This is a genomic window from Pantoea sp. YU22 (assembly GCF_003970755.1).
GTDB lineage: Bacteria > Pseudomonadota > Gammaproteobacteria > Enterobacterales > Enterobacteriaceae > Pantoea > Pantoea piersonii.
In genome coordinates this window covers 73,230-86,919 of the sequence record NZ_RYDU01000011.1, presented here as the reverse complement: position 1 = coordinate 86,919, position 13,690 = coordinate 73,230, and the positions used below count along the sequence as shown (strand labels likewise).

The 13,690-nt window shown below is 57.5% G+C and carries 10 protein-coding genes and 1 pseudogene; 6 read left to right on the top strand and 5 right to left on the bottom strand.

The window, feature by feature from the left end; genetic code table 11:
- Positions 1-308 precede the first annotated feature (308 nt).
- From mnmE to rpmH, 5 genes and pseudogenes are all read right to left on the bottom strand, one after another.
- Complete coding sequence (gene mnmE, locus EKL29_RS15560) at positions 309-1,673, bottom strand: tRNA uridine-5-carboxymethylaminomethyl(34) synthesis GTPase MnmE (protein ID WP_126690139.1); 1,365 nt, start codon at positions 1,671-1,673, stop codon at positions 309-311.
- A gap of 81 nt (positions 1,674-1,754) precedes the next feature.
- Complete coding sequence (yidC, locus tag EKL29_RS15555; protein WP_120457724.1) at positions 1,755-3,401, bottom strand: membrane protein insertase YidC; 1,647 nt, start codon at positions 3,399-3,401, stop codon at positions 1,755-1,757.
- A 2-nt stretch (positions 3,402-3,403) separates the two neighbouring features.
- Positions 3,404-3,662: pseudogene (yidD, locus tag EKL29_RS15550) on the bottom strand (membrane protein insertion efficiency factor YidD).
- On the bottom strand, positions 3,626-3,985 hold the full coding sequence (gene rnpA / locus EKL29_RS15545; RefSeq protein WP_081140549.1) for a ribonuclease P protein component: 360 nt from the start codon (positions 3,983-3,985) through the stop codon (positions 3,626-3,628). Before rnpA ends, yidD begins: the two are co-directional and overlap by 37 nt.
- Positions 3,986-4,000: 15 nt before the next feature.
- Entirely contained in the window at positions 4,001-4,141 is a 141-nt protein-coding gene (rpmH, locus tag EKL29_RS15540) for a 50S ribosomal protein L34 (protein ID WP_003849659.1), read from the bottom strand.
- A 598-nt stretch (positions 4,142-4,739) separates the two neighbouring features.
- Between rpmH and dnaA the strand changes: the two genes are divergently transcribed.
- From dnaA to EKL29_RS15510, 6 genes are all read left to right on the top strand, one after another.
- Positions 4,740-6,149, top strand: a complete 1,410-nt coding sequence (dnaA, locus tag EKL29_RS15535; RefSeq protein WP_120457728.1) for a chromosomal replication initiator protein DnaA — start codon at positions 4,740-4,742, stop codon at positions 6,147-6,149.
- A gap of 4 nt (positions 6,150-6,153) precedes the next feature.
- Entirely contained in the window at positions 6,154-7,254 is a 1,101-nt protein-coding gene (dnaN, locus tag EKL29_RS15530) for a DNA polymerase III subunit beta (RefSeq protein WP_120457729.1), read from the top strand.
- 218 nt (positions 7,255-7,472) lie between these two features.
- Entirely contained in the window at positions 7,473-8,561 is a 1,089-nt protein-coding gene (recF, locus tag EKL29_RS15525; RefSeq protein ID WP_120457731.1) for a DNA replication/repair protein RecF, read from the top strand.
- Between the two features lie 17 nt (positions 8,562-8,578).
- The gene (gyrB, locus tag EKL29_RS15520; protein ID WP_126690138.1) at positions 8,579-10,987 is read left to right on the top strand and encodes a DNA topoisomerase (ATP-hydrolyzing) subunit B; all 2,409 of its coding nucleotides are present in this window, start codon (positions 8,579-8,581) and stop codon (positions 10,985-10,987) included.
- A 263-nt stretch (positions 10,988-11,250) separates the two neighbouring features.
- Positions 11,251-12,060 carry a sugar-phosphatase gene (gene yidA, locus EKL29_RS15515; protein ID WP_126690137.1) on the top strand — a complete coding sequence of 270 codons (810 nt, stop codon included), beginning with the start codon at positions 11,251-11,253 and terminating at the stop codon, positions 12,058-12,060.
- Between the two features lie 299 nt (positions 12,061-12,359).
- Positions 12,360-13,682: an MFS transporter gene (locus EKL29_RS15510; protein WP_120457737.1), complete on the top strand. Its 1,323-nt coding sequence runs from the start codon at positions 12,360-12,362 to the stop codon at positions 13,680-13,682.
- The last annotated feature ends 8 nt before the right edge of the window (positions 13,683-13,690 follow it).

Sequence of the window (13,690 nt, the reverse complement as noted above, 5' to 3'; positions counted from 1 at the left end):
CTTTGTCGGGCGGAAACGGCCGCCTGAGGCTTGCCATATTGAAGGCGTATCCGGGAAAACCGATGGGGTTTCTTACCGTTTATACTCCAACAGCGGTTCGCCGCCAAATGAGAACGGCGCAAATAAGCGGGACGTAAATCGATACGGTTTTGTGCCGGATGCTGCGTACATGACGCTGATTTACCTGTTCCGCCAGGTAACAGGTTTCGACTGAACAGACAGTAGGGAGAATGCGCAGCGCCGGACATTGGCTCAGGAAACGGCCCATGTCCGGCGGCTGATTGTGGAGGGAAGGCGCGTTTAAGCGCTTACTTACCGATACAGAAGCTGGAAAATATCCTGCCCAGCAAATCGTCGGAGGTAAACTCGCCGGTGATTTCGCTCAGGGCCTGCTGCGCCAGCCGCAGCTCTTCCGCCAGCAGCTCGCCCGCCCATGCGCCCAGCAGCTGCGCCTTGCCCTGCTGTAAGTGAGTAGCTGCTAACTCCAGCGCCTGGAGATGGCGTCGGCGCGCCAGGAAGCCGCCTTCCATATTGCCGGAAAAGCCCATCGACTGCTTCAGGTGGTCGCGCAGTACGTCCACGCCCGCGCCGGTGCGCGCCGAGAGGCGGATAAGTGAGTGATGATTTACTTCCGTCAGGCCCAGCGTTTCGCCGGTAACGTCCGCTTTGTTGCGTACAACGGTAATCGGCAACGCCGCAGGCAGGCGCGAAACGAAGTCGGGCCAGATCTGCGCCGCTTCCGTGGCGTCGGTCGTGGTGCCGTCGACCATAAACAGCACGCGATCCGCCTGCTCGATCTCCTGCCAGGCGCGCTCGATGCCGATACGCTCGACCTCATCGCTGGCTTCACGCAGCCCGGCGGTATCGATGATATGCAGCGGCATGCCGTCGATATGAATATGCTCGCGCAGCACGTCGCGCGTGGTGCCGGCGATATCGGTGACGATCGCCGCTTCGCGTCCGGCCAGCGCATTGAGCAGGCTCGACTTGCCGGCGTTCGGACGACCAGCGATCACCACCTTCATGCCTTCGCGCAGCAAGCTTCCCTGTCGCGCTTCGGCGCGCACGCCATCAAGATCGGCAATCACCTCATCAAGCTGCGCTTCAATCTTGCCGTCGGAAAGAAAATCGATCTCTTCATCGGGGAAGTCGATAGCTGCTTCGACATAGATGCGCAGATGAGTCAGCGCCTCGACCAGCTGGTTGATACGGGTCGAGAAAGCGCCCTGCAGCGAGTTGACCGCTGAACGCGCCGCCTGCTCAGAGCTGGCGTCAATCAGATCGGCGATAGCCTCGGCCTGCGCCAGATCGAGCTTGTCATTAAGAAAGGCGCGCTCAGAGAACTCACCCGGCTGGGCGATGCGCACGCCGGGCAGCGCCACGATGCGTTTCAGCAGCAGGTCGAGGATCACAGGGCCACCGTGTCCCTGCAGCTCCAGTACATCTTCGCCGGTAAAGGAGTTCGGGCCAGGGAACCACAGCGCGATGCCCTGATCCAGTACGCTGCCGTCGGCGTCTTTGAACGGCAGATAGTCGGCGTAGCGCGCCTTCGGCAGTTTGCCGAGCACCTGCTGCGCCACCTCAGCAGCGCGCGCGCCGGAGATACGCAAAATACCGACGCCGCCGCGTCCGGGAGGCGTCGCCTGGGCGACGATAGTATCGCTGTGGCTCATGGGATTTTCTCTCGCTAAAAAATAAGGCGGTCGTAATGACCGCCTCAGGGTAAACCAGATTGTCAGACGGGCGTAAGCGCGTTACGCCTTCTTCTTGTCGCGGCTATGCAGGCCGCGTTTTTCCAGCCCGCGATAAATCAGCTGCTGCTGGAGAATGGTTACCAGGTTGCTGACGATGTAGTACAGCACCAGACCTGACGGGAACCACAGGAAGAACACGGTAAAGATAACCGGCATATAGGTCATGATCTTCTGCTGCATCGGATCGGTCACGGTGGTCGGTGACATCTTCTGAATGAAGAACATGGTGATGCCCATCAGAATCGGCAGGATGTAGTAGGGGTCCTGCGCCGACAGGTCATGGATCCAGAGGACAAACGGCGCATGGCGCAGTTCTACCGAACCAGAGAGCATGTAATAGAGCGCAAGGAAGATCGGCATCTGGATAACCAGCGGCAGACAGCCGCCCAGCGGATTAACTTTTTCCGCTTTATACAGCGCCATCATCTCCTGGCTCTGCTTCTGCTTGTCGTCGCCCAGGCGCTCGCGCATCGCCTGAATCTTCGGCTGCAGCATGCGCATTTTCGCCATCGAGGTGTACTGCGCTTTGGTCAGCGGGTACATGATGCCGCGCACGATAAAGGTAATGACGATAATGGAGAAGCCCCAGTTGCCGATAAAGCTGTGCAGGAACTTCAGCAGCTTAAACAGCGGCTGAGAGATAAACCACAGCCAGCCGTAATCGACAGTCAGGTCGAGATGCGGCGCGACGGCAGCCATCTTGTCCTGAATTTCCGGACCGACCCACAGGGTTGCGCCCAGATCCTGCTGCTGACCCGCAGCGACAGTAACAGGTGCGGATTTATAGCCGATCGCCGCAATGCCGTTGCCCAGGTTGCTGGTATAGAGCGCATTGTTGCCTGCGGTACGCGGTACCCATGCGGTAGCAAAATATTGCTGCAGCATCGCCACCCAGCCGTTGCTGGTGGTCGCGTTCAGGTTTTCGTTGTCCGCAATCTTATCGAACTTATATTTTTCGTACTTCTCTTCGCTGGTGGAGTACGCCGTGCCGCGGAAGGTATGCAACGCAAAGTTGTTGCTGCCGGTATCGCGATGCTTAGGCAGATCGATGGTCTGCTTCAGCTGGCCGAACAGTGACACTTCCAGCGGCTGCTGAGTGGTGTTGTTAACGTGATAATCCACGTCCACCGCAAACTCGCCGCGCTTGAAGACGAAGGTTTTCGTGTAGACCACGCCGTTTTCGGCGGTGTAGGTCATTGGCACGCGCAGCTCGGTCTGGCCATCGGCCATTTCAAAGTGATCCTGAGCGGCGGTGAACAGCGGACGCGCGCCGTTGTTCGGGTTATCCGGACCGTTGCGGCCAGTCAGCCCGCTCTGTGCCTGATAAACGAAGGACGGCGTGGTTTCCAGCAGCTGGAACGGCTCATCGGAACCCAGTTTAGCTGGGTAGGTCAGCAGCTGAGCTTGCTCGACATCGCCACCGCGGGTGTTGATATTCAATGACAGGACATCAGTCTTAACGGTGATCGTTTTGCCCTGGCCGCTGGCCGGTACGCCCTGGCTGGCGGCATCACCTGCTGCGCTGTTGGTGTTCTGCGTGGTCTGGGTCTGCTGCGGCTGCGGAGCGTGGTCCGTCTGCCAGGCTTGCCAGATCATGAAAGACACGAACAGAAAAGCGATGAGAAAAAGATTGCGTTGCGAATCCATCGTTAATGTTCTCTGGTATCAAAGGTTTTTTGGCGGCACAGGATCGTCACCACCCGGGTTCAAAGGGTGGCATTTTAATACGCGTTTGAATGTCAACCAACTGCCTTTTATCAGGCCAAACCTGCGTAACGCCTCAATTCCATAATGAGAGCAGGTTGGCTGAAACCGGCAGTGCGGTCCCAGCAAGGGGCTGATGCCGCGCTGATAGACGCGGATCAGGACGATCAGGAGCCGCGCGCCAGGCGACAGTGACGACGCCATAACTTCTCCAACGCTTCCGCCAACGTACGGTTGTCGAGATCGGCAATCCCCTTTTTCGCCACGACGACGAAATCCATCGCTGGCAATTCATGCTGACGCAGACGAAAGCTTTCACGGGTCAGACGTTTGATCCGGTTGCGTTCGTGCGCGCGCTTGACGTGCTTTTTAGCGACGGTAAGACCGATGCGGGGATGCCCCAGCGAATTAAGGCGGCCGAGTATGGTAATTTGCGGCGTGCCAGCCCGTTGTGGCTGCTGGAAGACGAAAGTGAAATGAGTGGGAGTTAACAAACGTAACTCCCTGGGAAATGCGAGCTTAACCACGAGGGTTAGCTTTTATTACTTAGAAACGGTCAGACGAGAACGGCCTTTAGCACGACGACGTGCCAGAACCTGACGACCATTTTTGGTTGCCATACGAGCACGGAAGCCGTGAGAACGGTTGCGCTTCAGTACGGACGGTTGAAAAGTGCGTTTCATGGCGATTTCTACCTAAACTTGAAAAATTTCACTGGGTGACGCGTTTTGTGGGCCAGTAAAACGACCGACGCCTCAATGTGTCTTTAATAAAGAGGCGGGATTGTAATAATTGTACAGTCCGGAGTCAATTTACTTCGCTGGTCGCGGTACCTGGAAACCCGGATACAGCCCGCTGAGTCCGGGCATTGGGCATAGCGCGACAACGCCGGGGGAAGAATTATACGGCCTCCGCTTTAAAGCGCAAGGATCCAGCGGGATCTTCTTACGATCGGGTCGTGGGTCGTTACTGCAAAAACGAGAGGCTGCCTGAAAAACCACTCTTTTTCCGCCAAACCCCGCAGCTTTTTTCGCCAGCAGGCGTAAACTGTTTTACCTGTCCACGGCCTGTGGATAAAAAGGATCAAAACTGTGTAGAAAGTGAAGATCTCTGACTCGCTTTGCGCTATGATCCGCCCTTCCGCTGACGATCCGGTCGCGATCCCAGGGACGGAAACCGCTGATAGCGGTCGCAGGCGCTTTCTACCGTCTGTGTCAAAAATGAACGTTTCTTTATTAGCGCCTACTATTTCTTATCGATTTTGTACAAGTGGAGTCCGCCGTGTCACTTACGCTCTGGCAACAGTGTCTTGCCCGTTTGCAGGATGAGCTTCCTGCCACCGAATTCAGCATGTGGATTCGACCGCTGCAGGCGGAGTTAAACGACAATACGCTGGCCTTGTATGCACCAAATCGGTTTGTGCTCGACTGGGTACGAGATAAATACATTAATAATATCAACGGGCTGCTGAATGAATTCTGCGGCGTGGACGTACCTTTGCTGCGTTTTGAAGTGGGAACGCGTGCTACACAGCAACAGCAGCCAGCGGCCATGAGCCAGCCAGCGATGGCGAGCGTCAGCGCGCCTGCGCCGGTCGAGAGCCGTCCCGCGCCAGCGCAGCTTCTGCGCCCAAGCTGGGACAACGTTCCGGCGCCAGCCGACGTAACTTACCGCTCCAATGTGAATAACCGCCATAACTTCGATAACTTCGTTGAGGGTAAATCTAACCAGCTGGCGCGCGCGGCGGCGCGACAGGTGGCGGACAATCCTGGCGGCGCCTACAACCCGCTTTTCCTTTATGGTGGCACAGGCCTGGGCAAAACCCACCTGCTGCACGCGGTCGGCAACGGTATTATCGCGCGCAAGCCGAATGCCAAAGTGGTCTATATGCACTCCGAACGTTTTGTGCAGGACATGGTGAAAGCGTTACAAAACAATGCGATTGAAGAATTTAAACGCTACTACCGCTCCGTTGATGCGCTGCTGATCGATGACATTCAGTTCTTTGCCAATAAAGAGCGCTCGCAGGAGGAGTTTTTCCACACCTTCAACGCGCTGCTGGAAGGCAATCAGCAAATCATTCTGACGTCAGACCGTTATCCTAAAGAGATTAACGGCGTGGAAGATCGTCTTAAGTCGCGCTTCGGCTGGGGACTGACGGTCGCCATCGAGCCGCCGGAGCTGGAAACGCGCGTGGCGATCCTGATGAAAAAAGCGGATGAAAACGATATTCGTCTGCCGGGCGAAGTCGCCTTTTTTATCGCCAAGCGGCTGCGCTCCAACGTGCGCGAGCTGGAAGGGGCGCTGAACCGCGTGATCGCCAATGCGAACTTTACCGGTCGTGCCATCACCATCGATTTCGTGCGCGAAGCGCTGCGCGATCTGCTGGCGCTGCAGGAAAAGCTGGTCACCATCGATAATATCCAGAAGACGGTGGCCGAGTATTACAAAATTAAGGTCGCGGATCTGCTTTCCAAGCGCCGTTCGCGCTCGGTCGCGCGCCCACGCCAGATGGCGATGGCGATGGCGAAAGAGTTGACGAACCACAGTCTGCCGGAGATCGGCGACGCCTTTGGCGGCCGCGACCATACCACGGTGCTTCACGCCTGCCGTAAAATCGAGCAGCTGCGCGAAGAGAGCCACGACATAAAAGAAGATTTCTCTAATCTCATCCGAACATTATCCTCCTGACGCTATGAAATTTATTGTTGAACGTGAGCAGTTGCTAAAGCCGCTGCAGCAAGTCAGCGGCCCGTTAGGCGGTCGTCCGACGCTGCCGATCCTGGGAAATCTGCTGATGCAGGTCAACGACGGTACGCTGTTGCTGACCGGTACCGATCTGGAAATGGAGATGGTGGCGCGCGTGGCGCTGGCCCAGCCGCACGAGCCGGGCGCAACCACCGTGCCGGCGCGTAAATTCCTCGATATCTGTCGCGGACTGCCGGAAGGCGCGGAGATCAACGTTACGCTGGAAGGCGAACGTATGCTGGTGCGCTCCGGGCGCAGCCGCTTTTCGCTCTCGACCCTGCCAGCCAGCGACTTCCCTAATCTGGATGACTGGCAGAGCGAGGTGGAATTCACCCTGCCGCAGGCGACGCTGAAGCGCCTGATCGAAGCGACGCAGTTCTCTATGGCGCATCAGGATGTGCGCTATTACCTTAACGGCATGCTGTTTGAGACTGAAGGCGAGGAGCTGCGCACCGTAGCGACCGACGGCCACCGTCTGGCGGTCTGCTCAATGCCGATTGGCCAGGCGCTGCCGAACCATTCGGTGATCGTGCCGCGTAAAGGCGTAATTGAGCTGGTGCGCCTGCTGGACGGCGGCGAAACGCCGCTGCAGGTCCAGATCGGCAGCAGCAATATTCGCGCGCACGTCGGCGACTTTATCTTTACTTCAAAGCTGGTGGATGGCCGTTTCCCGGACTATCGTCGCGTTCTGCCGAAAAATCCGGATAAGTCGCTGGAAGCGGGCTGCGATATCCTTAAGCAGGCCTTTGCGCGCGCCGCCATTCTGTCGAATGAGAAATTCCGCGGCGTTCGCCTCTATATCACCGAAAATCAGCTTAAGATCACCGCCAATAACCCTGAACAGGAAGAGGCGGAAGAGATGCTCGACGTGACCTACGGCGGCAGCGAGCTGGAGATCGGTTTTAACGTTAGCTATGTGCTGGACGTGCTGAACGCGCTGAAGTGCGAAAATGTGCGTCTGCTGCTGACGGATTCGGTATCGAGCGTGCAGATTGAAGATGTGGCGAGCCCGGCTGCTGCCTACGTCGTCATGCCTATGCGGTTGTAGAATATATCGTTCTGGCTTACTGACTATTTTGCGTCCCGGCAGTGCTTGCCATCCACACCTACTTCAGTACGCTCGGGTGGCTGGGCGCTGGCGAGACGCAAAGTAGCGACGCCGACGACGGCCTGGTCAGGTCGATATCGGGCTAACTCGCTTCGCCGTTGACGCCCTGGATCGCGAAGACGCGACACCTCTTAATTGCCTTCACGCTGGACTGATTCATGGCTTTAACCCGCCTCCTTATCAAAGACTTTCGTAATATCGAACAGGCCGATCTGGCGCTGGCGCCGGGATTCAATTTCCTGGTCGGCGCGAACGGCAGCGGCAAAACCAGCGTGCTGGAGGCGATCTATACGCTGGGCCATGGCCGCGCGTTTCGCAGCTTGCAGGCTGGCCGTGTAATCCGTCACGATGAGGCCGCCTTTGTGCTCCATGGCCGAATTGAAGGCAGCAGCGAGCGTGAAATCTCGGTGGGTCTGACGAAGAACCGCGCCGGTGACAGCAAGGTGCGCATCGACGGCAGCGACGGACATAAAGTTGCGGAGCTGGCGCAGCTGCTGCCGATGCAGTTAATTACGCCAGAGGGGTTTACTTTGCTCAACGGCGGCCCCAAATACCGTAGAGCCTATGTCGACTGGGGCTGTTTTCATAACACGCCCGGTTTCTTTAACGCCTGGAGCAATTTACGGCGGCTGCTAAAGCAGCGCAACGCCGCACTGCGCCAGGTCACGCGCTATAGCCAGATCCGCGCCTGGGACCAGGAGCTGGTGCCGTTAGCGGAACAGATCAGCCAGTGGCGCGCCGAATACAGCGAGGCTATCTCAACGGAGATTGTCGCCACCTGCGGGCAATTCTTACCGGAGTTTGCGCTGAATTTCTCTTTCCAGCGCGGCTGGGATAAAGAGAGCGCCTACGGCGAGCTGCTGGAGCGCAATTTCGAGCGCGATCGCGCCCTGACCTATACCGCCAGCGGCCCGCATAAAGCGGATTTCCGCATTCGCGCCGACGGCACGCCGGTTGAGGATCTGCTGTCGCGCGGCCAGTTAAAATTATTGATGTGTGCATTGCGTCTGGCGCAGGGCGAGTTCCTGACGCGCCAGAGCGGACGCCGCTGTCTTTACCTGATTGATGACTTCGCTTCCGAGCTGGACGACAGCCGTCGGCGCCTGCTGGCGCAACGACTGAAAGCCACGCAGGCTCAGGTGTTTGTCAGCGCTATCGCCACCGATCATGTCATCGATATGAGTGACGAAAAGGGCAAGATGTTCCGCGTGGAACAGGGTAAAATAGCGGTTCAACCTGAAGATTAAATGAGCGAGAAACGTTGATGTCGAATTCTTATGACTCCTCAAGTATCAAAGTTCTGAAAGGGCTGGATGCGGTACGCAAACGTCCGGGTATGTATATCGGCGATACGGATGACGGCACCGGTCTGCACCACATGGTATTCGAGGTCGTGGATAACGCAATCGACGAAGCGCTCGCCGGTCACTGTAGTGATATCGTCGTGACCATTCATGCCGATAATTCCGTTTCCGTTCAGGATGATGGCCGTGGTATCCCCACCGGCATTCACGAAGAAGAGGGCGTTTCCGCTGCGGAAGTGATCATGACCGTGCTGCACGCAGGCGGCAAGTTCGACGACAACTCTTATAAAGTGTCGGGCGGTCTGCACGGCGTGGGCGTCTCGGTAGTTAATGCCCTGTCGCAGAAACTGGAGCTGACCATTCGCCGCGAAGGCAAAGTGCATCAGCAGACCTACGTGCACGGCGTGCCCCAGGCACCGCTGCATGTTACGGGTGAAACCGATCTGACCGGCACCCGCGTGCGTTTCTGGCCAAGCCATGACACCTTTACCAACGTTACCGATTTCGAGTACGAAATCCTGGCGAAGCGCCTGCGCGAACTGTCGTTCCTCAACTCTGGCGTGTCGATTCGTCTGGAAGACAAACGTGACGGCAAAGCCGATCACTTCCATTACGAAGGCGGCATCAAGGCGTTTGTTGAGTATCTGAATAAGAACAAAACCCCTATCCACCCGAATGTATTCTATTTCTCGACCGAGAAAGATGGCATTGGCGTGGAAGTGGCGCTGCAGTGGAATGATGGCTTCCAGGAGAATATTTACTGCTTCACCAACAACATTCCGCAGCGCGACGGCGGTACGCACCTGGCTGGTTTCCGTGCGGCGATGACGCGTACGCTGAACGCCTATATGGATAAAGAGGGCTACAGCAAGAAAGCGAAAGTCAGCGCCACCGGCGATGACGCTCGCGAAGGCCTGGTTGCGGTCGTTTCGGTCAAAGTGCCGGATCCGAAGTTCTCCTCGCAGACCAAAGACAAGCTGGTCTCGTCCGAAGTGAAATCGGCGGTGGAACAGCAGATGAACGAGCTGCTGAGCGAATACCTGCTGGAAAACCCGAGTGACGCCAAAATCGTGGTCGGCAAGATCATCGATGCGGCGCGCGCCCGTGAAGCGGCCCGTCGCGCACGCGAAATGACACGTCGTAAAGGCGCGCTCGATCTGGCAGGCCTGCCGGGCAAACTGGCGGATTGCCAGGAGCGCGATCCGGCGCTTTCTGAAATTTACCTGGTGGAGGGTGACTCCGCAGGCGGCTCGGCGAAACAGGGGCGTAACCGTAAGAATCAGGCGATCCTGCCGCTGAAGGGTAAAATCCTTAACGTAGAGAAAGCGCGTTTCGACAAGATGCTCTCTTCACAGGAAGTGGCGACGCTGATTACCGCGCTGGGCTGCGGCATCGGCCGTGACGAATACAACCCGGACAAGCTGCGCTACCACAGCATCATCATCATGACCGATGCGGACGTCGACGGCTCGCACATTCGTACGCTGCTGTTGACCTTCTTCTATCGTCAGATGCCGGAAATCATCGAGCGCGGCCACGTTTATATCGCGCAGCCGCCGCTCTACAAGGTGAAGAAAGGCAAGCAGGAACAGTACATCAAAGATGATGAGGCGATGGATCAGTATCAGATCGCCATCGCCCTGGACGGCGCCACCCTGCACACCAACGCCAGCGCACCGGCGCTGGGCGGCGAGCCGCTGGAAAACCTGGTCGCGGAGTTCAACAGCACGCAGAAGATGATCAAGCGTATGGAGCGCCGTTATCCGGTCGCCCTGCTGCGCGCGCTGGTTTACCATCCGACGCTGGCTGACCTGAGCAATGAGGCGGAGGTTCAGACCTGGCTGGATCAGCTGGTGGCCTTCCTGGGCGAGCGGGAAACCCATGGCAGCAGCTATGTCGCCCAGGTACGCGCCAACCGCGAGCAGAATATCTTCGAACCGGTACTGCGCGTGCGCACGCACGGCGTCGATACCGACTACACGCTGGACGCCGAGTTTATTCAGGGGCCGGAATATCGCAAAATCAACGCGCTGGGCGAGAAGCTGCGCGGCCTGATTGAAGAAGACGCCTACATCGAGCGCGGCGAACGCCGTCAGCCGGTCGACAGCTTTGAGCAAGCTATCGAATGGCTGGTGAAAGAGTCGCGTCGCGGTCTGTCGGTACAGCGTTATAAAGGTCTTGGCGAGATGAACGCCGAGCAGCTGTGGGAAACCACGATGGATCCAGACAGCCGTCGTATGCTGCGCGTTACCATCAAGGACGCCATCGCCGCCGATCAGCTCTTCACCACGCTGATGGGCGATGCGGTTGAGCCGCGCCGCGCCTTTATCGAAGAGAATGCGCTGAAAGCGGCAAATATCGATATCTAACGATCGACAGACGGCGGATAAAGCCAAAGCGCGGGTGACGGGAACCGAAGAGCAAAGCGTCCCGCGACAGGGATGTCGCGGGCCGAGCGAGCAAGGATGCCTTGAGCGACTTTGCGATCGGTTTCCGTCACCCACGTCGGCACCCTGTCTTCAGACCCTTCCTGACCGGAAGGGTTTTTTTATGCCTGAATCGTTACGAAAGTGGTCATTGTGAGCTGAATCGCGCTAGCATTTAAGCCAAACCCCGAATCAACGAGGAAGCTATGGCGATTAAACTGGTTGCAATTGATATGGACGGCACGCTGCTTAACCCGCAGCATGAGATCACCGCTGGCGTAAAATCAGCTATCGATCGCGCGCATAAAAAAGGCGTTGCCGTGGTGCTGGCGACCGGTCGTCCCTACGTAGGGATACAGCGCTACCTGATGGAGCTCGGTCTGGTCGACGAGGGGCAGTACTGCATCAGCTACAACGGCGCGCTGGTGCAGCAGGCAAAAGATGGCGAATGCGTAGCGGAAATTACGCTGGGTTTTGACGACTACCTCTACATCGAACAGCTGTCGCGCGAGCTGGGCGTACATTTCCAGGCGTTCGACAAATCGTCCCTCTACACGCCAAACAAAGATCTCAGCGAATACACCATTCATGAAGCGAGCCTGACCGGTATTCCGGTGCGCTATCGCTCGGTTGAGGAGATGGACCGCGCGACGCGTTTTCCCAAGCTGATGATGATCGATAAACCCGATCTGCTGGATGCCGCTATCCAGCGCCTGCCAGCTAAAGCCCAGCAGACTTACACCATCCTCAAGAGCGCGCCTTACTATCTGGAAATCCTCGATCGTCGGGTCAATAAAGGCCAGGGCGTTAAAATGCTGGCGGAAAAACTCGGTCTGGCGCACGATGAAGTTATGGCGATCGGTGACCAGGAGAACGACCTGGCGATGATCGAATACGCCGGAATGGGCGTCGCGATGGGCAATGCCATTGACTCTGTTAAGCAGATCGCGCAGTTCGTCACCAAAACCAATATGGAAGATGGCGTCGCGCACGCTATCGAAGAGCTGGTGCTGTAATCCCCTCACGGACGGCGATCCGCCGTCCGACCTCGCATTTTTCGTTTCCTGCTCAGGCCTGCGGGTCTGGGTTGTCTGTTTTGTGATCTTCATTGTAGTACAACTTTGTTTTTGAGTACTACAATCAGCCTCACTCCTTGTTGGCTAAGACGAGCCAGTCACTGAAGGTTGGTCGCACCACATCGACGCGCTGACGCGGTCGAAATGCGCTACGCCGCTACGCCGCGGCATTAAATATAAAACATATAAATCAAAAATTTACTTACCGCTGTTATCCTACTCGACCTGAGGACCTCACGATGAACAACCATCTTCACCTCAGCACTATTAAGAAAATGAATCTGCGCATCATGCCTTTTATCATGGTGCTTTATCTGATCGCCTATATCGACCGCGCCAATATCTCGGTCGCCGCGCTGCAAATGAACGCCGATTTAGCGATGACCGCCGAAATGTACGGCATCGCAGCCGGTATTTTCTATGTCACATACATCATTTTTGAGGTGCCGAGCAATGTGCTGATGACGCGCGTCGGCGCACGCCGCTGGATCGCGCGCATTATGGTGAGCTGGGGCATTATCGCCGCCGGCATGAGCCTGGTGCAGACGCCGACGCAGCTCTACGTGATGCGCTTTTTGCTTGGGGCGGCGGAGGCTGGCTTTACGCCCGGCATCATTTTTTACCTGAGCTGCTGGTACCCGCGCAGCGACCGCGCCCGCGCGATGTCGCTGTTTTATATCGGCGCAGCGCTGGCGTCGGTCATCGGGCTGCCGCTCTCCGGCAGCCTGCTTAATCTGCACGGTATGCTGGGCGTCGAAGGCTGGCGCTGGCTCTTTCTGCTGGAGGGCATCCCGGCGTTTGTGCTGGGGGTGGTCACCTGGTTTTATCTGGACGATGCGCCAGCCAGGGCGCGCTGGCTGACGGCAGAGCAGCGCAGTTATCTGCAGCAGACGCTGGCGCGTGACGAGCAGCATTCGGCGCTCAACGATCACGACTGGCGCGTGGCGTTGAAAAGCAGGCGCGTCTGGACGCTCAGCCTGCTGTGGCTGCTGCAGGCTTTCGGCACCATCGGCATTACGCTGTTTTTGCCGCTGATTGTGAAAGCCGTGGCGGCGGATCGCAGCAACCTGACCGTTAGCCTGCTGTCGGCGGTGCCTTTCCTGTTCGCCTGCATTTTTATGTATCTTAACGGACGACATTCCGATCGCACCGGCGAACGGGCACGCCATCTCGGCCTGCCGCTGATGGCGTCGGGGATGCTGCTGCTGGCGGCGCTGGCGGTACCGCAACAATGGATGGCCTACCTGTTGCTGGTATTGATGGTGGGTCTGAACTGGGCGATCACCCCGGTCTTCTGGGCGGTCACCACCGAAACGGTATCCGGCGTGGCGGGGGCGGCATCGGTGGCGCTGATTAATGCGGTGGCGAATATTGCCGGACTGGGTTTTCCGCCGGTGATGGGACGTATTAAAGACGCCACCAGCAGCTATAACGACGGTCTGCTGATTGTGGCGGGCGCGCTTATCCTCGGCGGCGTGCTGGGGCTGTTCGTCGGGCGTAAACGGTCGATTGAGGGCACCGCCGCGTCGCTGCCGCAGACAAAATCAAAGCTGCATCTTTAACGCTTTTG

What these genes read in the sequence shown, in the direction of transcription:
- mnmE (WP_126690139.1), bottom strand. Translation starts at nt 1,673, where the DNA reads ATGAGCCACAGCGATACTATCGTCGCCCAGGCGACGCCTCCCGGACGC.
- rpmH (WP_003849659.1), bottom strand. Translation starts at nt 4,141, where the DNA reads ATGAAACGCACTTTTCAACCGTCCGTACTGAAGCGCAACCGTTCTCAC.
- yidA (WP_126690137.1), top strand. Translation starts at nt 11,251, where the DNA reads ATGGCGATTAAACTGGTTGCAATTGATATGGACGGCACGCTGCTTAAC.
- gyrB (WP_126690138.1), top strand. Translation starts at nt 8,579, where the DNA reads ATGTCGAATTCTTATGACTCCTCAAGTATCAAAGTTCTGAAAGGGCTG.
- dnaN (WP_120457729.1), top strand. Translation starts at nt 6,154, where the DNA reads ATGAAATTTATTGTTGAACGTGAGCAGTTGCTAAAGCCGCTGCAGCAA.
- recF (WP_120457731.1), top strand. Translation starts at nt 7,473, where the DNA reads ATGGCTTTAACCCGCCTCCTTATCAAAGACTTTCGTAATATCGAACAG.
- yidC (WP_120457724.1), bottom strand. Translation starts at nt 3,401, where the DNA reads ATGGATTCGCAACGCAATCTTTTTCTCATCGCTTTTCTGTTCGTGTCT.
- EKL29_RS15510 (WP_120457737.1), top strand. Translation starts at nt 12,360, where the DNA reads ATGAACAACCATCTTCACCTCAGCACTATTAAGAAAATGAATCTGCGC.